Annotated in this window: 14 protein-coding genes; 7 read left to right on the forward strand and 7 right to left on the reverse strand. The window is 56.9% G+C overall.

Annotated features, from left to right (window positions below; translation table 11 throughout):
• Positions 1–45 precede the first annotated feature (45 nt).
• Complete coding sequence (locus NQ495_RS09525; protein WP_009133015.1) at positions 46–1,326, reverse strand: coproporphyrinogen-III oxidase family protein; 1,281 nt, start codon at positions 1,324–1,326, stop codon at positions 46–48.
• A 335-nt stretch (positions 1,327–1,661) separates the two neighbouring features.
• Here NQ495_RS09525 and NQ495_RS09530 point away from each other — a divergent pair, with 335 nt between their 5' ends.
• From NQ495_RS09530 to NQ495_RS09545, 4 genes are all read left to right on the forward strand, one after another.
• The gene (locus tag NQ495_RS09530; RefSeq protein ID WP_009133016.1) at positions 1,662–2,048 is read left to right on the forward strand and encodes a VanZ family protein; all 387 of its coding nucleotides are present in this window, start codon (positions 1,662–1,664) and stop codon (positions 2,046–2,048) included.
• Between the two features lie 316 nt (positions 2,049–2,364).
• Complete coding sequence (pckA, locus tag NQ495_RS09535; protein WP_009133017.1) at positions 2,365–3,969, forward strand: phosphoenolpyruvate carboxykinase (ATP); 1,605 nt, start codon at positions 2,365–2,367, stop codon at positions 3,967–3,969.
• A 511-nt stretch (positions 3,970–4,480) separates the two neighbouring features.
• Positions 4,481–5,791, forward strand: coding sequence for a C10 family peptidase (locus tag NQ495_RS09540; protein ID WP_187118309.1), 1,311 nt, complete (start codon positions 4,481–4,483; stop codon positions 5,789–5,791).
• Positions 5,792–5,927: 136 nt separating this feature from the next.
• The gene (locus NQ495_RS09545; RefSeq protein WP_040294108.1) at positions 5,928–6,524 is read left to right on the forward strand and encodes a hypothetical protein; all 597 of its coding nucleotides are present in this window, start codon (positions 5,928–5,930) and stop codon (positions 6,522–6,524) included.
• Positions 6,525–6,747: 223 nt separating this feature from the next.
• Here the strand turns inward: NQ495_RS09545 and NQ495_RS09550 are convergent, their stop codons facing one another.
• On the reverse strand, positions 6,748–8,004 hold the full coding sequence (locus tag NQ495_RS09550) for a DUF4493 domain-containing protein (protein ID WP_009133020.1): 1,257 nt from the start codon (positions 8,002–8,004) through the stop codon (positions 6,748–6,750).
• Between the two features lie 107 nt (positions 8,005–8,111).
• Positions 8,112–8,828 carry an SIMPL domain-containing protein gene (locus NQ495_RS09555; protein WP_009133021.1) on the reverse strand — a complete coding sequence of 239 codons (717 nt, stop codon included), beginning with the start codon at positions 8,826–8,828 and terminating at the stop codon, positions 8,112–8,114.
• A gap of 265 nt (positions 8,829–9,093) precedes the next feature.
• Here NQ495_RS09555 and NQ495_RS09560 point away from each other — a divergent pair, with 265 nt between their 5' ends.
• From NQ495_RS09560 to NQ495_RS09570, 3 genes are all read left to right on the forward strand, one after another.
• Positions 9,094–9,684: a DUF4251 domain-containing protein gene (locus NQ495_RS09560; protein WP_009133022.1), complete on the forward strand. Its 591-nt coding sequence runs from the start codon at positions 9,094–9,096 to the stop codon at positions 9,682–9,684.
• A gap of 226 nt (positions 9,685–9,910) precedes the next feature.
• On the forward strand, positions 9,911–10,480 hold the full coding sequence (locus NQ495_RS09565; RefSeq protein ID WP_009133023.1) for a hypothetical protein: 570 nt from the start codon (positions 9,911–9,913) through the stop codon (positions 10,478–10,480).
• Between the two features lie 313 nt (positions 10,481–10,793).
• A complete protein-coding gene (locus NQ495_RS09570; protein ID WP_161988854.1) occupies positions 10,794–11,423 on the forward strand; it encodes a DUF4251 domain-containing protein in 630 nt (209 codons plus the stop codon).
• Between the two features lie 150 nt (positions 11,424–11,573).
• Here NQ495_RS09570 and fucI read toward each other — a convergent pair whose 3' ends face one another.
• From fucI to NQ495_RS09590, 4 genes are all read right to left on the reverse strand, one after another.
• The gene (gene fucI / locus NQ495_RS09575; RefSeq protein ID WP_009133025.1) at positions 11,574–13,361 is read right to left on the reverse strand and encodes an L-fucose isomerase; all 1,788 of its coding nucleotides are present in this window, start codon (positions 13,359–13,361) and stop codon (positions 11,574–11,576) included.
• Positions 13,362–13,646: 285 nt separating this feature from the next.
• Positions 13,647–15,449, reverse strand: coding sequence for a cytochrome c biogenesis protein (locus tag NQ495_RS09580; RefSeq protein ID WP_187118310.1), 1,803 nt, complete (start codon positions 15,447–15,449; stop codon positions 13,647–13,649).
• Between the two features lie 472 nt (positions 15,450–15,921).
• The gene (locus NQ495_RS09585) at positions 15,922–17,394 is read right to left on the reverse strand and encodes a glycoside hydrolase family 28 protein (RefSeq protein WP_009133027.1); all 1,473 of its coding nucleotides are present in this window, start codon (positions 17,392–17,394) and stop codon (positions 15,922–15,924) included.
• A gap of 195 nt (positions 17,395–17,589) precedes the next feature.
• Complete coding sequence (locus NQ495_RS09590; protein ID WP_009133028.1) at positions 17,590–20,478, reverse strand: glycosyl hydrolase; 2,889 nt, start codon at positions 20,476–20,478, stop codon at positions 17,590–17,592.
• Positions 20,479–20,481: the final 3 nt, after the last annotated feature.

Genomic DNA, 20,481 nt, shown 5'->3' on the forward strand with positions numbered 1-20,481 from the left:
CGCCGTCCCTTACAAATATACGTTTTTTGCGGTTTGGCGCACCCCTTAAGCGAGAAAAAGATCAGAAATGACGCTGTCCGAGATAAACCAATGTGCGGGAGGGATATAGTAGCGTCCGGATTCGACCTGCAGCGTTCCTGCGGCGGTGAATTTTTGCGCCTGCCGCAGGAAATACTGCAATTTGCGTGCCCCGAACCGGACGGCCAGGTCGCCGGTGCGCAGCCCGTCGGCCGTGCGCAGCCGGGTCATCACGTATTCGTTGTATTGCATGTCGGGCGTCAGCGCTTCGGTTTCGCACTGCGCGCCCTGCGGCAGAAGTTCGAGGTAGCGGCTCAGGTTGGCGATGTTCCATTGGCGGCGCTCCCCGTCGAAGGAGTGCGCCGACGGGCCGATGCCGAGGTACGGGGTGCCGTCCCAATAGTGGCTGTTGTGCCGGGCGCGGCGTTCCGGCAGCGCGAAGTTCGAAACTTCGTAATGTTCGTAACCCGCCCCGCAGAGCATCTCGCGCAGCAATGCGAACTGGGCGCGGCTCGTCTCCGGATCGGCTTCGCGGAGCGTGCCCCGGCGCGCCTGTCGTCCGAACGGGGTTTGCGGTTCGATGGTGAGGTGATAGGCCGAAATGTGTTCCGGCTGCAATTCGAGGGCCTGTTCGAGGTTGTAGCGCCACTCTTCGCGCGTCATTTGCGGCACTCCGTAAATCAGGTCGATGCTCAGGTTGCCGAACCCGGCCCGGCGTGCGGCCTTCACCGTTTCGACCGCCGTGCGGGCGTCGTGGCGGCGGTGCATCCACTGCAGGTCGCGGTCGAGGAACGACTGGATGCCTATGCTGAGGCGGTTGGCCCCTTCGCGGCGCAGGGCTGCGAGGTAGGATAGGGAGAGGTCGTCGGGGTTCGCCTCGACGGTCACCTCTTCCAGTGGCGCATCGGGCCACTGTTCCCGCACCTGCCGGATAAAGTCCCCCAATTCATGCGGCGTGAGCAGGCTCGGCGTGCCGCCGCCGAAGTAGAGCGTCTCGATCCGGTTTGCGGCGGAGAGGGTTATGACGCCCGGACCTTTTGCCGGAGTGGTTTGGGAAACCGGGGCCTGGTCCGTTCGGGAGGTCGTGGTCGGGGCTGTTCGGGAGGCTGCAGCCGGGTCTGTTCGGGGATTCGCCGGGCACAGGGGTTCTCCGGCCGGGAACGGCCCCGCTGTACCTGCCCTTAGTTCCAGTTCGGCGTGCAGCGCCGCGAGAAGTTCCCTGCGGCGCTCGAGCGATGTGCCGGAGAAAAAGTCGCAGTAATGGCAGCGACTTTTGCAAAAAGGGATATGGATGTAGACGCCTGCCATGTTTTTCGGAATGGATTTTCGGTGCCGGTCGCTGTCTTTATCGCAACTGCAACGGCCTTTTCATCGTTGCCGGGCCAGGTACCCGTTTGTTTTTCGCGGGCCTTTCCTGCGGTCGTCGCAATCCGGGGCATCGCTTTTGCAGGAAAAAACCTACTTTTGCGGGGCAGTATCCGTGCGCAGGATCCGGTTTCGCATGTGCGGGATGCGGTTACGGGTTGTCCGCCTGCCGGTCTCCGGTTGGGGCGGTTTCCCACCGGCGGCAGGTTCGGCCTGGAGTCTGGCTCAAAGCCGCAGCCCGGAATGGCTCCTCTGCCGAGCTTCAAAGATAGTGAATTATGCACAAGCCACACTATAAATTCGTCTTAACCCTGCTGCTGGTCCTCTGGACGGCGGGAGTGCTCTACGGTTCGCTCGCGCCGGGCGACGACCTGCCCCCGGCCGGGTGGCTGGCGATGATTCCCTATTTCGATAAAGTGGTGCATTTCGGCTTCTATTTCGGGGAAACGCTGCTCGTGCTGCTACTTTTCGAACCCCGCGGCTGGCGCCGCTGGACTGCGGTCGCCGCGGTGATCCTCTGTTCGGGTGCGGTCGAACTCGTGCAGGGTGCACTGGGCTACCGCTCCAAGGATTTCTGGGATTTCGTGGCCAACAGCTCCGGAGCGCTGGTCGCGGTGGCTGTAGCGCCGTTGCTGCAACGGTTCGTAAAACGGTCGCTACGCTGATTTTTATCACACGGGCAAGTATTCGTTTGTTTTATAACAATCTGATTGTTAGATCAAACTGCTGATTAGCTGTAATTTTAAGAAATTTTAATATTTTAACACTGTTATTTTTGTAACAATCTAAAAAGTTACTATCTTTGTCCCGGTTTCAAAGGCGTTTGCAGCCGCCTTGCGCGGCGGAAAACCGCCCGGCCGGTGCGGAGGAGTCTTCCCGGCGGGAAAAGCTCCCGGAGTGCGGGACCTCGGCGACGGAGCCGCTGTCCGATACCGGAAGAGCCGCATTCAGAAGGATGTATTAACTAAAAAATAAAAAACTATGGCAATTGATTTGAGCAAGTACGGCATCACGGGTGTGACCGAGATCGTACACAATCCCTCTTACGACGAGCTGTTCAAGGAAGAGACCAAACCGGGCCTGGAAGGTTTCGAGAAGGGCACCGTTACCGACATGGGCGCCGTGAACGTGATGACCGGCGTTTATACCGGCCGTTCGCCCAAAGATAAATTCTTCGTGCTGGACGATACCACCAAAGATACGATCTGGTGGACTTCGGACGAGTACAAGAACGACAACAAGCCCATTAGCGAGAAGAGCTGGAAGGCGCTCAAGGAGCTGGCCGACAAGGAACTGTCGAACAAGCGCCTGTTCGTCGTGGATACCTTTTGCGGAGCTAATGAGAACTCGCGTCTGAAAATCCGCTTCATTATGGAAGTGGCTTGGCAGGCTCATTTCGTGACCAACATGTTCATCCGTCCGACCGCCGAAGAGCTGAAAAACTACGGGGAACCCGATTTCGTAGTGCTGAACGCATCGAAAGCGAAGGTGGAGAACTACAAGGAACTGGGCCTGAATTCGGAGACCGCGGTCGTGTTCAACCTGACCGAAAAGATGCAGATTATCCTCAATACCTGGTATGGAGGCGAAATGAAGAAGGGTATGTTCTCGTACATGAACTACCTCCTGCCGCTGAAGGGGATGGCTTCGATGCACTGCTCGGCCAACACCGACAAACAGGGTAAAAACACCGCCGTATTTTTCGGACTGTCGGGCACCGGCAAGACGACCCTGTCGACCGACCCGAAGCGCCTGCTGATCGGCGACGATGAGCACGGCTGGGACGACGAAGGCGTTTTCAATTTCGAAGGCGGCTGCTACGCCAAAGTGATCAACCTCGACAAGGAGAGCGAACCCGATATCTGGAACGCAATCAAACGCGATGCACTGCTGGAGAACGTAACTGTTCGCGAGGACGGTTCGGTCGATTTCGCCGACAAGTCGGTAACTGAAAATACCCGCGTCTCGTACCCGATCTATCACATCACCAACATTGTGAAACCGGTTTCGAAGGCAGGTCCCGCTGAGAAGGTGATCTTCCTGTCGGCCGACGCATTCGGCGTACTGCCCCCGGTGTCGATCCTGACTCCCGAGCAGACTCAGTACTACTTCCTCTCCGGTTTCACCGCCAAACTGGCCGGTACCGAGCGCGGTATCACCGAACCGACCCCGACCTTCTCGGCCTGCTTCGGCGCAGCCTTCCTGTCGCTGCATCCGACCAAGTACGGCGAAGAGCTGGTGAAGAAGATGAAGAAATCGGGCGCTACCGCTTACCTGGTGAACACCGGTTGGAACGGTACCGGCAAGCGTATCTCGATCAAGGATACCCGCGGAATCATCGACGCGATCCTCGACGGTTCGATCGACAAGGCTCCGACCAAAACGATGCCTTATTTCGACTTCAAGGTTCCGACCGCTCTGCCGGGCGTAGATCCGAAGATCCTCGATCCGCGCGATACTTATGCGAACGCTGCCGATTGGGATGTGAAAGCCAAAGACCTGGCTGAACGCTTCATCAAGAATTTCGCCAAATTCACCGGCAACGAGGCTGGCAAGAAACTGGTCGCTGCCGGTCCGAAATTGTAATTCATCATAGTAAAAGCTTCATAGTAGGGCGGGGCTGTCGTTGCAAACGACAGCCCCGCTTCTTTTGTGCAGGGAGCGGTTCTTTGTTCGGGCTGGAGTACTTCCGGTATTCTTTCTGTGAAAATTTTCGGGGCGAAGTCGCTGAAGCCGAATCTCCACTTTTTATTTTGCTGCGGGGACTCTCTCGGACAGATGAAAACAGACCGCATCTGCCAGAAGTGAAATTCCGAAAAGTGCCGCTGAGGGGGATAACTTGGAGAACCTGTGATATCCGACTGAACGGAGCGCACAGATTGCGATATGACATTAATGCGCGACCAAACGGAATATTTTATTCAATAAACTTACTGTCAGTAAATTATTAAAAATATTTAATTGAACTTAATTTGTGTGTTTCTTATCAATAACAATTGTATTTGTATATATTTACCTAATATTGGCTTACGAAGAACCCAACTTAATAAATTAACAAAGCCTGATGATGAAAAAACAACTGTTATTTCTTACTTGCATGGCTGTGTTATTCGGCTGTGCGAAAGAAAACCTCCCGCAGCGCCCGGACGCCGCCATAGCGGTCGGGCAGGCTAAGTCGCGTTTTCTGACGCTGGACTCTATTCAACAGTTGGCCGCCGAATTGCCGGAGTGTTTCGGAGAGGGTGCGCTGACGCGCTCCGGATACACGAAATCCGTGGCCGACCTCTTTCCGTTGAACGATATACTTCGTTCCTCCGCCACTAAATCGGGAGAAACAGACGACGCAGAAGTCACTAAAAATATTTACGTGGTCAATTACGCCGACGACGGAGGCTTCGCGATTCTTGCCGCCGACACCCTGATGGAGACGATTCTGGCCTACTCCGATCAGGGTAATATCACCGATACGATGGACAACCCCGGCGTGCGGATGTTTATGGAGATGATACCGGGATATGCCGCCGCGCAGCTTGCGCATGATCCGGGTTGGGATTCCATGAGCATGGAAGACAAATACCCGGCGCAATCGGAGATTCTTTTGAGGCGGGAGTATACACAGGTCGGGCCGTTCGTTCCGGTACGGTGGAGCCAGTGGACACCTTTTAATAACGCTTTATACTTCGGACCTATTTTAACTTGTGATAATCACAATCCCCCGGCCGGCTGCGTGGCAATCGCTATGTTGCAAATTATGGCGGCCAACAGTTACCCGGCTTCTTTTCAGACATGGAATAACCACTTCTCCTGCGATTGGGATAAATGGCGGAAGTATCTGATGGGAATAAGCATACCTAAGAATTCTTACGACGAGCAAGCTATAGCCGCATTGGTGAAAGAGATCGGTTCGGCAGTGGATATGTCTTACGGATGTACGGGAAGCAGTTCCACTATCAAGAAAGCGGATGCAGCTTTCCGGAACCGGTTCAATTATCTGACGGATGGTATTTACAGTTTTAATGCCGACCGGGTTAGCATGGAATTGTATTATAAACGGGCGGTATTCGTGAGCGGTTTTGCAACCGACAACTGGATCGGTCATTCCGACGGCCATGCGTGGGTAATTGACGGACGCAAGGATGTTTACCGGGTATGGGGCGTTTACAACAATTTCTACGATGAAAACTGGAATTTAATCCGCCAGGAACCGGCCGGGGAACGCAAAGAACAAGAGACCCGCTGGTTGCACTGCAATTATGGCTGGGAAGGAGCAGGTAACGGTTACTATTATGTCGGCGTATTCAATACCGAGTTTCCCGTCGAATTAGATCCGGGTTGTGTCAAACCGAATAAGTTTTATTATTACCGTTTCAAACTTGAGATCATAAAAAACATAAGACCTAACATTTAAACTGTGATTGACCATGAAACTACGACTGTTTATGTGCGTTGGATTTTTGTGTGCGGGATTGTACGGTTGTAACACTCGGTATACCATTTTTCCTCCCTCGGACCACTACATTCTTCGTTATCAGAATCCGGTGTCGATGTGTGCGGAAATAAAAGGCACGGCAAATACTCCCCCGGAGGGAAGCTCGCCGGCGGAGATTACTTATAGTCAAATCACCATCAATACCCGTCCTTATTGGAGTACGGCTCAGAGCGAATCGCAGGATTTGGTCGATGAGGCGACATTCGAGGCATTGGCCAAACGGTTCAACGACACCGATTTTGCCGGCACGACCGAACGATGTATGACCCTACCGATGATGTATGTGCAGACCGAAAGTTTGAATATCGTCTCGGACAACGACTATGACGCGGCCCATCCGGCGGGTACGTCGCTAAACGATCTATTCCTTGTGAAATACGTTTGTGTCGACGATATTCTCAAACCGCCGTATAATTTTAAGGGAACGGATGAACAAAACGAATCAGGTTTTCCCGCATGGATGTTTAAGGACGAGGTATCGGCGTTCAATCTCAGGAAGCCCACCTTAATCCAGTTCAATTTCACGTTTTATCCGAAGGTTCAGCCGGACCAAAACGGTATTCACCGTTTTACGATCACCTATACGAATATCGAGGGTAAAGTGCTGAATGCGACAACCGGGGCGCTGAACCTCGCCGGAAGGCAGAGTTGAGAGATCCTTACGACTGACATACAACCGGTATGCGCCTGCTTACAGGCACATACCGGTTGTATCGTTTTCCCTCTTCCCATTACTGAAATCCCATCCGTCAACCGTCACAGGATGAACCCGTTTCTGAAAAGTTCCTAGCCGTATCAAAAATTTCATCCATCATATATACAGAATCCTAACTAAAAAAACAAACACTCTCTGAACCCGATAAAATCACTCTCCGCTATTTTTCACCGGTGAGTTTGAAGTCGTCGAGTCGGAAGGAGGCCTGCGAGACGATCCGGATGCGGAGGTTGTCGCCGGAGGGGATGCCCGTGCTGACCGTGCACAGCATCCACTCCCCATTGGATTCGTAGGTGTAGCTGAGTGCGGGGCCGTCGTCGGCCGCATCGGCGCTGTTGACGTAGACTTCCAGTTGGGCGGGGTCGAACCCTGCGGTCGCACAGGCAAGGCCGAACGTAAAGACGGGGGAACTGTATCCCGTGGTGCTGAGGCCCGAGATGTTGAACTTGTTGCCGGCCGAGAGGGTGAGGTAGTTTCCTCCGGACGCGCCGGAATAGGAGGCCGATTGGAGCGCGGACTGGCTGTCGATCCTGCCGCTTCCCGAATAGGAGATGCCCGATCCGGTTTGGTTCTGCCAACCCTTGAAACTTAACACCAACGCGGAGCTAGTGACGTCTGTACTTCCGATATTCTCCCCGTAGATCGTTTGCCGGGTGCCGCCGTCACCGCCGGTGTTTCCTCCGTTTGCGGGGAAGGTGATCTCGACATTCTCGTTGGTCACGTCGGTGGAGACGCTGATCGAGATGTTCGCATGGCCCGAAGTGACAGGCACGTTGGCATCCTTGACCGTGATGGTGTAAAGCCTGCGGGCTTTCAGTTGGATCGCCTGCGTATACTCCTTGCCGTCGGCGGTGACGATCAAATCCACGTACCCGGTGGGGAAGTATCCGGTACGGCCGGCGTCGCTGCCCGAAAAGTCGAGCGTGCCGGTACTGTGCGCAATGCGGGTGGAGTAGGAGGTGTGCTGCGCCTTGAAATCGTCCGAATAGTTGATTTTCACACCGGCATTAGTTTGCGTACACTCCAGTGCGACGTCCTTCGTCCCCCCGGCCATGATCGTCAGCAGTTGGGACGCGCCGTAGACCGGCGTGTCGAAAGCCGGTGCGGCGAACGGCTGCGAATAGGCGCTGACGGTATAGTCTCCCGCTTCGAGCGTCAGGCTCGGCGATGTGTTGGCGCCGAGGGTCGGAATCTTGTGTACTACGGTTTCATCCTGCGTGACTTCGAGCGTAAAGGCGCCCAGGTCGGGAGCCGCTTTGGTGTTGCAGGCCTGTGTCGCGACCAGGTCGATCCGGTCGTCCATCTCCAGGCGGATGTTCAGCGTGCCGTTGCCCCGAGGCTCGTTGCGGTCTTTGCTGCAACCCGAAGCCAATAAAAGCAACGGCAGTACTGCGGATACGGCGGTCAAGCTTTTCATAGAACGGTAAGTTTTGGGTTAGTGACAGGTTCTGCCGAGGAATTTCCTCCGCAGAACCTGTTCCGGCACGGTGGGTAGGGCAGGCCGGTGTGTTGTGGCGTCGAAGGTTAATCCTTCAGGTAATACTCTACGGTCGTGACTACGCGGACCGATTTAATATAAGGGGTATTTTCATCGCGGTCTTCGATCGAGAACTGTCCCTGGGTAGCCGAGCGGATTTTGCCGAGTTTGCTTTTCGAATCGTGGGCGAATTTCTCGGCTGCCGTGCGTGCGTTTGCTGTCGCCTCCTCGATCATGCCGGGCTTGATCGTGTTGAGTCCCGTGTAAAGGAACTGCGTCCGGTACTGGTAGTCGCCTCCGGTGACCGCTACGCCCTGCTTGAGCAGGTCTCCCTGCCGCTGCATCAGCGAGCGCACCAGGTCCACCTTGTCGGTTACGACCGTCAGTACGGTCGTAACGCTGTATCGGTAGCGCGGCGCATTTGGGTTGTACAGTTCGGCGGCCATATCAACCAGTTGCGACGGGGCGATGGTGATCTCCTTTTCATCCACGCCGTTGCTGCGGAGGAAGGCGATGATCGTGCCGTTCGTCTTTTCGATGTTGTTGTACAGCACCGTCAGGTCGTCGCCCACCTGCTTGTACATCAGCGGCCAGATCACCCGGTCGGCCTTCACCTCCTGTTCGGAGAGCCCCTTGACGGTAACCACGCGTTCGCTGTCCTTGAAGTGTACGATGCCGCTGCGGAGCGTCCAGCCCAGCAATACGAGCCCTGCCGCGATCAGCGCAGCGCTCCAAAGCATAACCCGGGAATTGTTTGTTTCCATGTCGGTTCGGTTTTAGAGTTTGAAAGATAAAATTTATATTCCGATAATCCAAACGGAAGTTTTTATAATTCATTCGGACTTTTCGGGGTGAATGTAAGGGTCGATATGTGCGAGAATATGTGAGAATAAAGGTGGAAAGGAAAAATTTTGAGAAATCTAACAATAAATCAGAAAATTGTGAAAGAATTTTGTATATTTGGTTAGTAATTTGCATGTGGGGCTATACAATTAACCCTTTAAACATCAATATTAATACCACATGCATATGAAAAGGATCGCAATTTTGGGCGTATTCCTGCTTTTGGGAGCCGCCACACTGACTCAGGCACAAGACCGCAAAGCCGCCCGCGAGGCGCGCCGCCAGCAGCAACAACAGCAACAGCAGGTGCAGAACGCGGGTAATTTCCAGACGGCGATGCAGGCACTCAAGGACAGTTCTTTCGTTATTGAAGTCAACCAGATACAAGGACAGTACGGCAAGGTCGTTTATGTCACCGCCAACGACAACTTCGTGGCTTTGAACAAGAACACTTCGACCGTGCAGCTCGCGTTCAACAACGGCGTGCCGGGACTCAACGGTGCGGGCGGCGTGACGCTGTCGGGTACCATTTCGGACCTGAAAATCCGCACCGACAAGCATGGTAACGTCACTTACCAGTACCAGCTGCAAGGTAATTCGATCTCGTCTACGGTCATCATCACCCTGTTCAACGGGGATAATAAGGTATCGGTCGTGCTGAATTCGACTTACAGCAATTCGCGGCTTACCTTCTTCGGAAGGCTGTATCCCGCTTCGCAGTCGGATGTTTACAAAGCACAGCCGAATATTTTAATTCCCTGGGGATTGGTTAATTAATTCCGGTCCGGAGCATGCCGCGCGGCGCATGCTCCGGGGTGTGGAACAAAAAAAGGTGATGTAACTGCACGGGCATGCAGCATACACCGCCTTTTTTGTATCTATCTATATATACCTGTTTCCCGGATAGCTCCCCCGGCGGATGCGGATACCGTAAATTACACCTGTATATGCTTCAATTTACCTACAACTCTGACACTCAATTTATGTTAAAAACCAACCGACTATGAAAAAAATCGCATTGTGGAGCATGCTCTTTTGCCTGTGTGCCACCTCCGGTTATGCGCAGAGAGCAGATGTCGCCAAAAGCACAAAAGAACAGAAACAGGAGGCGAAGGCCGTTCAGGGGGATATTCTTTTCAAAACGGCCGTCGAAGCGATCAAGGCCCGAAATTTCGTGTGGGAGTTCTATAATCCCCGGAGCACCGACAAGTCGAAAGTGTGCTACAATTTCATGACGATCGAGGGCGACTCGATCTATTTCCAGGCTGCATGGTCTACCCAGGGCAGGATGCAGGAAGGATTCCGCCAGAGCGTCGGCAAGATCGAACAGCTGACGATGACCCCCGACAAGAAAGGCAACATGAAAGTTTACATGAAGGCCGATATGACCGATGTGCAGAGTTCGTGGCGTACGACATGGACGCTGACCAGCTCGTTCAAACTTTTCAAGGGAAGCAATGCCGCACCCTGGATGGGGGGCTGGGAAGGCTACATCGTCCTGCCCTCGCAGGCCAATGTCACTCGGCTCAGCGGGTCGATGCCGCTCAATATTCCGCAGGGATTTATCAAATAAAACGGGTTAACGGTTCAACATAAGCACCCGGTATCGTCCGATGCCGGGTGTCCGTGCATATCGGGCGGAGTGCCTCTGGTTTTGAGGAATTCCAAAAGCCTGGAGGCGCTTTGAATACGCTCGAAGCGCTTCATGATAAATTATGGCGTTAGTAATGAATCCGGAAGCCGTCCGATGCGGGCATAACACGATACAGGGATAAAAGGTCCGCATGCGATTTCATGTTCGGTTGCGGGTACATTGTTTTTGCTTGATATGAATTAAATACTTAGATAAAATGAAGAAATCTATTTTTTGCAAAATGCTGGTTGCGATGGCATTTGGAGTAATTCCTGCAACGGCGCAGACCGGATCCGGAACCGGTTCCCCGGCTTTACCCGCCACGCAGCCCGTCGTGCAAGACCCTGCTGCGGCAGGCGGCGCGAATGCTGTGGATACTGCCGACGGGGAGGCGCTTTCACGCAAGCAGAAGCGGAAGGTGCAGCAGCAGGCCGAAGGTGAGTTGAAGTTCTCCCTGGCCAAACATGCGCTCGAGAGCCGTAATTGTGTGATCGCGATCTATGATTCGCGCAGTACCTCCAAGACCCGGGCGAGTTACAACTATATCGAAATTCAGGGTGACAGCATCGTCATGCAGGCCGCCTGGCCGGGCAGTCCCGCTGCTGCATACCGGAGCGGCGGCGGGTATGCGCGTTCGGAGGGTACGATCTCCCGCTTCGAGATGACTCCCGATAAAAAAGGAAATATCGACGTGAAGATCGATGCTGCGATGCGTGTGGTGAGTTTCGGCATCTCTTACGGAGGTTGGCCGCTGCACATGCGTTTCAAACTTTTCCAGGGATCGAACCTGGTTCCGCTGATCGCCGGTCTGCAAGGGTACGTTATGCTCCCTTCGCAAGTGAACAAAATGCAGCTGAACGGGCCGTCGTTCCGGTTTTATTAGTCGTGCGCGTCGGTCGGCTCGTGAGGCGGCGCTCCGGTACATAGCGGTAGGGTATGAAAACGTCCCGAGAATCGTACGATTCTCGGGACGTTTCCGGATTTGGGGAATCGCGGAGAGCCCGCACCGCAATGGCGCTCTCCGATTCCGGTTCTATTTGTACAGGCCGCCGTAGTTTTTGCAGGCGCGGTAGTCCGACCCTTCGGGATCCATGCCGAATGCGGCCCATGCGCTCGGACGGAAAATCTTGTCGTCTTCGACGTTATGCATGCAAACGGGGATGCGCAGCATCGACGCGAGCGTGATCAGGTCGGCGCCGATGTGCCCGTAGCTGAACGCGCCGTGGTTCGCGCCCCAGTTGTTCATCACCGAGTAGACGTCCTTGAACGCCCCTTTGCCCGTCAGGCGCGGTGCGAACCAGGTAGTCGGCCAGCAGCGGTCGGTACGTTCGTCGAGAGCCTTATGCACATCGGCATCCAGCTCTACGGTGTAGCCTTCGGCGATCTGCAGTACGGGGCCGAGTCCTTTGACCAGGTTCAGGCGCACCATCGTCACCGGCATACCCTCTTTGGAAACGAAATGCGACGAGAAGCCGCCGCCGCGGAAATAGTCGCGGTTGGCCGGATACCAGGTCGTTGCCTTCAGGCACTTTTCGGCTTCCGCCTCGGTGATCTCCCAGAAGGGCTTCATCGCCGGTTTGCCGTCCTTGGTCTGTTCGCCGCTGCCGTCGAGACTCGCCGCACCGGAGTTGATCAGGTGGATAAAACCGTTCGCGGCCGCACCGGTCGGGCGCTTGCCCGTCACGCGTTCCACAGCCTCGGGGCTCCAGTAGGTGCGCACGTCGGCGAATACCTGTGCGCTGCCGGTGAGCAGTTTGCTGAAGAGCATCGCCACGCCGTTGAGCGAATCGTTCTCGGTAGCCATCACGAAAGCTTCGCGGATGCCGTTCCAGTCGAACGACGAATTGAGCATCGCTTCGGCGAAGTCGCCGTTGGGCAGGTGGTCGGTCCACTGGCGCTGGCCCTGGAAGCCCGCGGCGATCGCGTTGTGGCCCAATGCCTCCTCCTTGAATCCCAATTCGCGCAACTTCGGATTGCCGCACATCAAATCGCGCATAATGATCATCATCTTGACGATATACTCCCAGTCGGCGTCTTTCTGGGCGCGGCTTTTCTGCTTGTCTGCGGGGTTGAAGTCGTGGCCTTCGTTGGTTTTGCAGTATTTTTCGGTCCAGGCCATCGCCTTTTTGAACTCCTCCTTGTCGTAGATACCCTCTTCGATGCGGCGGATAATCTCCACTTCGTCGACCGATTCGTTGCGCATGCCCAGGTAGGTCTGGAAGAAGTCTGTATCGACGATCGATCCGGCGATACCCATCGTCACCGAGCCGATCGAAAGGTAGCTCTTGCCGCGCATCTGCGCTACGGCGATGCCTGCGCGCGTGAAGCGGAGCAGTTTCTCTTTCACGTCGTCGGGAATGGTCTGTGTGTCGGCATCCTGCACGTCGTGGCCGTAAATGCCGAATGCGGGCATTCCTTTCTGGTTGTGGCCGGCCAGTGCTGCGGCGAGGTAAACCGCGCCGGGGCGCTCGGTGCCGTTAAAACCCCAAATAGCCTTGGGCATGCGGTCGTCGTAGTCGATCGTTTCGCTGCCGTAGCACCAGCACGGGGTAACGGAGATAGTGAGCCCTACGCCCTCCTTGCGGAACTTCTCGGCACAGGCGGCAGCCTCGGGCACGCGTCCGATCGTGGAATCGGCGATTACGCATTGTACCGGCGTGCCGTCGGTGTATTTGAGCGTCGAGGTGATCAGTTCGGCCACGCGCCCAGCCATGTTCATCGTCTGTTCTTCGAGCGACTCGCGTACGCCGCCCTGGCGTCCGTCGATCACGGGACGGATACCCACTTTGGGGTTCTCTCCGATAAATCTTTTTGTCTGCATGTTAACGGGTTTATTTTTCGTGTTTTAGTTCCGGTTGCCGGGGAGATCGGGGCCCTCTCAAGGGCAGGCAATCATACAAATATAACAAGAAAAACGATAGGTTTGCCGGGCGCACGGCTAAATATTTACGGCTGCGGCCGGCCGGTTTGTCCGGAATATTGGTGAAATAAGCGACTGTAATTTCCGTGAGACGGAGTCTGGAAAAGGCATGCATGCAGCCGGAAAGAGATGCGGAAAGCGTATATGCCGCGGACCGGAGAATGGTCAGGACAGGGGGGAGGGCGTTCAGCGCTGCAGGCGGCGATAGCGGATTCCGGCCCAGAGGATCAGTACGGCCGCTATTGCCGTGCCTGCGGCGGCCGGTGCGAAGGCTACTTCGCCGCTGCCGCCGTAGGAGTGCAGTCCCGACAGGTAGTAGTTCACGCCGAAGAAGGTCATCAGTACCGAGGCGATCGCGGCGAGCGACATCGCGCTGAACGCGAAGTCGTTGCTCAGGCGTGGGATGTGGCGCGAGTGCGTGACGAAAGTGTAGACCAACAGCGTGATCAGCGCCCAGGTCTCCTTCGGGTCCCAACCCCAGTAACGCCCCCACGATTCATTGGCCCATACCGCCCCGAGGAAGATCCCCGCCGCTAACAGCACCAGCCCGATCAGCATCGACAGTTCGCCGATGATCCGCAGGTCGTGCCGCGGGCGTCCGGCGATCATCGCAATCAGCGACGCGAGTCCCGTGACGGCTGCGATGCCGAAAAAGCCGTAGCTGGCGGTGATGACCGAGACGTGGATCATCAGCCAGTAGGATTTGAGCACCGGTACGAGCGGGGTGATTTGCGGGTCGAGCCAGTTGAGGTTCGAGACGAAGAGGATCACTCCGCCCATCAGTGTGGCCAATGCGAGTGCGAGCTGTGAACGGCGGGCGAAGATCAGCCCGGCCAGGACGGTCGTCCAGCCGACGTAGACCATCGATTCGTAGGCGTTCGTCCACGGTGCGCGCCCGGAAATGTACCAACGGAGCCCCAGCCCGGCGCATTGCCAGAGGAATACCGCGACGATCAGCACGGTAAGCAGGCGCGGAAGCCAGCGTCGGCGCTTACTCGTGGTTTGCAAGAGCGCTTTTTTGCGTCGGGTGTTGCTGTTTGTCGCGACGACCAGCAACAGGAAACCGAGGAGCAGGTAGGCCCGGAATGCGGTACGGAAAATATCCGCCCGGTTGTAGAAGATTTCGGCGCTGATGCGGGCGGGGGAGGGCAGCATGCCGGCCCCGCGCGCCTGTTGGAAGGTTTCGATCATGCCGAGCAGTTCGGCACGCTCGCCGGGAGGGGTGCCGCCGGCGAGCGCGGCGGAGTAGGCCGGCAGGATTTTGGCGATCAGCAACGAATCTTCCCGTGCGAGCCCGCTCAGGTCGTCCCCCGGCGAGTACCAACGCAACGGTGTGGGAAACATCGCCAGCATACGGCCCGCCAGCAGGCCGTACAGGATATTGACCTTCTCATCGGCCTTGAGCAGCTCTTTGTCCCGCTTGTCGCGTGCCCCGGGAGCTTTTGCATAGGCCTTTTCGACTGCACCTGCGAGCCGGTACCCGCCCTGCGGATCGAAAAAATCATGCAGTGCGGCGTATTTGCCTGCGGCGGGCTGCGATGTCCGGCCCGTGGCAGATCCCGGGTCCAGGTGAGCCCCGTCCGTTCGGGGGGCTTGTGCCCCGGCAAGCAGCGTGCGGACGCTTTTATCCGGCAGGTAGATGAACGGTTCGCGGCTCCAGCGGTCCGGATCGGCGAGCACCCCGAGCAGCCACTCCGTAGCCGTCAGCCGTCCGTAGTGATCGCGGTGGTGCAGCTTGCGGAGCAATTCGGAGGCATATGTGTCTACCGGTTCGATACGTCCCTGCGGCGTTTGGACCAGCAGTCGCCCGAAGCACGAAACTTCGCCGTCGGAAATGGCCGTGTTCTCCCCGCCAGGCAGGCGGTTTGCGGGACCATCCGTGCTGTTTATCCGGGGAATGGCTGTGTCTGCAAGATTTTCCGGGTTCGGGGCGTTTTGTGCCGTGTGCTGTGCCGCACCCTGAAATACAGTACAAAGGGAGAGTATCAATCCTGTTAACAGGCAACGGACCGCGGACGAGAACCCCGGGACGAACCGGCGTTTGAATCCGGCTTCGGAGGCTGGTCCGGATCCCGTGCCGGACGCTGTTCGAGGGGCGGATACGGGTTTGGAGGCGGTGGCGGAAACAGGCTGCGGATCGGGTTTCATGGGCGCGTATGGCATGCAGGGCACGGGTGTCGGGTCCGGTGGTCGGGGTTGGATTCGGATATGCAGTCCGGAAGATACAACGTTCCGCAACGGGGAGACGTGACCGGATGATGTAAAAATAATGAAAATAATGGTCTCCGCAAAAGGGTCTGGGCCAATAGACGGTACGTTGTAATGGAGCCGGTGCGGTCGTGGCAGAACGTGCCGAAGTATAGTTGTCATAAAAAAGGCCGGAACCATTCGATTCCGGCCTTTTTTATCGGCGCAGGTCAGGCCGCCAGCACGCTGCGGCCTTTCCGCGTAAGGCGTTTCGTTATTTCTTGATGTCGGTCGATTGGAAGACGACGATCTCGTTTTTCTTCTTATCCGGGTCGTTGATCGTTACGTTCTCCAGGTCGCCGCCGTGTACGTCGTCGAGCACGATCGCCGGACGGTAGTCGGGTTTCTCGGCCGTGAGGGTCACGTTATCGAAGGTGATGCCTTTCGCGTGGCGGATATAGAAGCCCCATGCGGGCAGCTCCTTGAACTGGGAGAATTCCGGATAGGCTTTCGGCATTTCGGGGATCGCATTCAGCGATTTCGCGTCGGTGCCCACTTTCGCGTAGTTGGGGTTGCCGCCGCCCGGATAGACGATCGTGATGTTTTTCAGCGTCACGTTGGTTACGTACTGTCCCGGAAGGCCGGTGATGCTGGCCGGGGAGATGTTGCGCGGCAGGTCTTCCACCGGGCCTTCGTACTCGTAACCCGCATCGGGTTTGCCGGCGGGAACTTCGGCATACACGTTCGAGATAGTCACGTTGTTGAGTTTAGCCTTCTCTCCTTCGTAGCGCTCGCCGATACGCAGGAAGATCACGTTGGCCGTGTTGTAGGAGTGCAGGCTGTCGATGGTGATGTTCTCGACCAGGCCTCCGTCTACGGCCTGGATCGCGATGGCCGAACGGTACGTGTCATAAACCTTGATGTTGGTCATCTTGATGTTGCGGAATCCGCCGCGCGATGCGGTGCCGAATTTGATACCGCTCGCGCTCGAACGGGCCACGCAGTTGCTCACCTCGATGTTCTGGCAGATGCTTTTCGGATCGTGCGACTTGAGGCAGATCGCGTCGTCGGTCGCATCGAAGAACGAGTTGGTCAGCTTCACGCCGTTGCAGTCGACGATGTCGATGCCGTCGTTGTTCCAGAAAGCTTTGCTGTCCACGGTGATGCGGTCGATGTTGAGGTTCTCGCACTGGTCGTAGATCTGCACCCAGAAGGCCGAGTTTTTCCACGTTACGTTGTTGATCTCCACGTTTTTGCACTCGCGCAGGAAGATCAGCGTCGGACGCGAAGCGGGACGGTCGTATTTCAGCTCGTCCTTGATCACGCCTTTCTGGATCTGGTCGATGTAGTTGTACGAGGTTTCTCGGCCCTGGCCGTCGATCACGCCCCGGCCCGTAACGCCGATGTTCTCGGCTTTGTTGGCGAGGATCAGGCCCAGCCATGTGCCGGGAATTTGGCGGTAGTCGTACGGGTTGGTCGAGCCCAGCAGCACGGCGCCTTCGTTGAGGTGGATCGTCACGTTGCTTTTCAGTTCGATCGAACCGGTCAGGTAACGGCCCACGTAGAAGACGAGGCGGCCGCCGCCCTGTTCGTGGATGTAGTCGATCGCTTTCTGGATCGCGGTGGTGTTCATCGTCGTACCGTTCGATTTGATGCCGAACAGCGACGCATTGTAGTCCTTGGCCTGGGCTCCGCCGAAGCATACGAGCAGCAGGAGCGAGAGAATCAGGGCTTTTGTTTTTTTCATGTCGATAGTCGTTTTATTTGTAAGTGTTTTGTTAAGCATTATGTGTTTGGAAAAGTGTAGCTTGCAGCGGGGACGGCCGGTCGGCGCTCCGGGGCTTTTTCGGGCCCGGGCCGGAGTCTGCTTCTCGGCTCTTTTTCGGAACTTTCCGCCGGAAAAGTTTCCGGGGCAACCGCTCCGTGCGCGATCGCCGGGGTATTATTCCCGGTACAGGGTTACCGGGCCCGCCATGCCCATCGACTGAACCGGCTGCGGGCGGCCGGGACGGTTCGTCCATTGCTGCGCGAGCTTGTTGTCGGTCCAGGTCTGCAGGTAGTTGCCCATCGTCGTGGTGACGGTCACCTCGATCCGGTTCCAGCCTTTGTGCAGCACATCCGAGAGGTCGTAGATGCGCCGTCCGTACCAGCTGACACCCAGGTCACGGCCGTTCACCTTCACCTCGGCGATGCCGTACACCTTGCCCAGGTTGAGGATCATGCCCTGCGGATCGTCCACTTCCACGTCGTTGCGGTACACCACCCGTCCCGTGAAGGCTTTCCACTCGGTATCCTTCAGGTCCCTCAGCGTATCCATCGTCGCGGTTTTGATCCAGTGCTGGAGACTGTGGTGGAATTCGACGCCCCAATTCGTCAGCGTGCGGCTGTCGGTACCGGTCGTGGGCAGCGGACTCCACACCGGAGCCTTCTTGTTGTTGTCGTGGTCGAAGACGATCATGCGCGAGTCGGCCGGACCGAGGTCGAGCACGAAAGCACCCTCTTTGTCCAGCGGCAGGCGGTAACGTTCGCCGTTGTCGAGATCCCACACCCACGCATTCTTGCGGGTCGCCTCCTTCGGGAAAACCAGCCGCGTCGAATGGCTGTTGTGCAGGTGCGCATTGGTGAAGAAGTAGATCTCCGAACCGTCGTCACGCGTGAAGAGGTTGGCCATTACGAACGGATCGGGGCTTTCGATCTGTACCGACGGGGTGAGGCCGTACTGCTTCTGGATCGCGGGATACCACGCCATGAAATTGTCGTCGGCGGGTTTTTCCAGGTGGATGAAGTTGTCGGGCATCGCCTCGAGTTTCTTTACCCACTCCTGCACCTCGGCGTCGCGCTGTTCGTGGTTGTTCCAGCCGAGCGATTTGCAGGGTACCGTCTCGATGCAGAAGATGCGGCCGCCCTGCCGGGCGAAGTCGTACAGTTTCGCGAGCGTTGCGGGTTCCATGCGCTCGACGCCCACCAGGAAGAGATCCTTGTAGCTGCGTTTGCCGTAGCACAGTTGGCCGCTGCGGATCTCCGCGTCGCGGATGATCGGTTCGGAAACGTAGTCGGTGCCGTTGCCGTTCTTGTTCAGCGCCTCCCAGACGAGGGTCTGGTACGGGCGGTTGATCGACGAGGGGAACGGTTCGTTCTGCATGCCCATGGTCGTCCACATGTCGGCCACCGGCATCAGGATCGCGATGTCGGCGTACATGTCGGCGTTCTGCAACTGGGACGAAACGCGTGCGCGGTACGTGTTCAGGTAGTTGAAATAGGGCCACCAGTTGTTCTTTTCGTTGTAGAACGACCCGTAGCGCACCCAGCCGGGGAACTCCGTTTCGGCGGGCGAGTAGTTGAAGCCGTGCCATACCGAATGCGTCACGCCCACCTGGGCATTCTGGTCGCAGCCGATCTTGAGGAACTCGGGCGTCGCGTTGAAGACGCGGTAGGTGTTGGTCATCTCTTCGGCACTGATCAGGCGTTTGCCGGTAAGGTGGGCAGCCGAAGTGATGTACTTGTTGATCATCGTGTAGGCGCGTCCGGCACGATACTCGTCGTTGCGCATCTCTTCGCCGATGCGGTGCTGGAGCCAGTTGGTCGTCCACGACTCGCCCTCGGGAATGTCGTAGTACATGCCGCTCTCCAGCGGGAAGAAGCCGCGGCCGTAGGCCTGTGCGCGCGACAGCACGCCGAGCTTCTTGCACCATTCGGTGTAGGGGATCGTGAAACGGTCGCGGAACATTTCGGCTTTCGTCAGCTCGACGTCGTAGCGCATGCGGTCGATCATCTCCTTGAACTCGGGGGTCATCTCCGCGGCGTAGTTGTAGTCGGTGACGTTGCCCATGCCGCCGGTCTTGAACATCGTGTACTGCAGGTAGGGCATGATGTCGTAGCCGCGCCGCTTTTTGAATTCGGCGGCGAAATCGCCCGTCCAGTTCGCACCCTCGAGTTCCATCGAGTCGGTGAACAGCGAACGGATGTAGTTGCGCAGCGGGCCGAGCTGATCCTGGATCGCATCGGACATGTGGTTCAGGTACTTTTCGACGGCCGCCTGGTCGAGGTGGTTCAGCGTCGGCCCCTGTGCGCCGGGGGCGCCGCAGATCACCGCGCCGAACGAGTCGATGCGCACCAGCGAGTAGAGTGCGTATTTGCCTTTGGGGATATCGATCGTGAAGGCCCCCTTTTCGTCGATCTTGTCGCTCAGGTCGATCACCTGGTCGAGGCTGCCGAGCGGTTCGGGAACCAGTTGCAGCGAGAGCAGGTGCGGCACGCGTCCTTTATAGGCCTTGCTGATGGCCGGGTCGGCCTCCTTGAGCAGCGAGAAGACCGATGTGGTGTACTCTTGCGGTCCTTCGAGCTTTTCGACGCCGACGACCATCACCTGGCCGCGTTCGTCTCCTTTGAGGAACTCGCCGCCGAAAGGCCAGCCCGAGCCTACGATCAGGTCGCAGGTCATGTCGAGTTTCTCGGCCTGGTCGAAAGCCACGGCGAGCATGTCGATCCACTCCTTGCTCAGCCACGACAGCGGCTTCGCCCCGAGGTCGTCGGCTCCGCGCGGGAACTCGACGGGGTTGATCTCCACGCCGCCGATACCGGCATCCTTGAGCAGGTACAGCTCGCGGCGCAGCTCGTCGGCGTTCACCTTGTCGCCGTTCCACCACCACCGCACGAAGGGGCGGTACTTGGGATCGGGATTGCGGAACTGCTGGTAGTAAGCGTTGCCGTTTGCGCCGCCCGTATCGCTTTTGGCCGCTGCAGCCGGAGCCGCCTGTAGGGTGGCTGCCGCTGCGAACAGGCCTGCCAGGGAGAGCAGCATGTTGCGTATGGGTCTGTTTGTGAGGTTCATCGC

This window comes from Alistipes indistinctus YIT 12060 (assembly GCF_025144995.1).
In the GTDB taxonomy this organism is placed as follows: Bacteria; Bacteroidota; Bacteroidia; order Bacteroidales; family Rikenellaceae; genus Alistipes_A; species Alistipes_A indistinctus.

Excerpts from the sequence above, each read along its gene's own strand:
- NQ495_RS09570 (WP_161988854.1), top strand. The coding sequence starts at position 10,794 with ATGGCATTTGGAGTAATTCCTGCAACGGCGCAGACCGGATCCGGAACC.
- NQ495_RS09530 (WP_009133016.1), top strand. The coding sequence starts at position 1,662 with ATGCACAAGCCACACTATAAATTCGTCTTAACCCTGCTGCTGGTCCTC.
- NQ495_RS09545 (WP_040294108.1), top strand. The coding sequence starts at position 5,928 with ATGTGTGCGGAAATAAAAGGCACGGCAAATACTCCCCCGGAGGGAAGC.
- NQ495_RS09585 (WP_009133027.1), bottom strand. The coding sequence starts at position 17,394 with ATGAAAAAAACAAAAGCCCTGATTCTCTCGCTCCTGCTGCTCGTATGC.
- pckA (WP_009133017.1), top strand. The coding sequence starts at position 2,365 with ATGGCAATTGATTTGAGCAAGTACGGCATCACGGGTGTGACCGAGATC.
- NQ495_RS09555 (WP_009133021.1), bottom strand. The coding sequence starts at position 8,828 with ATGGAAACAAACAATTCCCGGGTTATGCTTTGGAGCGCTGCGCTGATC.
- NQ495_RS09565 (WP_009133023.1), top strand. The coding sequence starts at position 9,911 with ATGAAAAAAATCGCATTGTGGAGCATGCTCTTTTGCCTGTGTGCCACC.
- fucI (WP_009133025.1), bottom strand. The coding sequence starts at position 13,361 with ATGCAGACAAAAAGATTTATCGGAGAGAACCCCAAAGTGGGTATCCGT.
- NQ495_RS09560 (WP_009133022.1), top strand. The coding sequence starts at position 9,094 with ATGAAAAGGATCGCAATTTTGGGCGTATTCCTGCTTTTGGGAGCCGCC.
- NQ495_RS09540 (WP_187118309.1), top strand. The coding sequence starts at position 4,481 with ATGGCTGTGTTATTCGGCTGTGCGAAAGAAAACCTCCCGCAGCGCCCG.
- NQ495_RS09590 (WP_009133028.1), bottom strand. The coding sequence starts at position 20,478 with ATGAACCTCACAAACAGACCCATACGCAACATGCTGCTCTCCCTGGCA.
- NQ495_RS09550 (WP_009133020.1), bottom strand. The coding sequence starts at position 8,004 with ATGAAAAGCTTGACCGCCGTATCCGCAGTACTGCCGTTGCTTTTATTG.
- NQ495_RS09525 (WP_009133015.1), bottom strand. The coding sequence starts at position 1,326 with ATGGCAGGCGTCTACATCCATATCCCTTTTTGCAAAAGTCGCTGCCAT.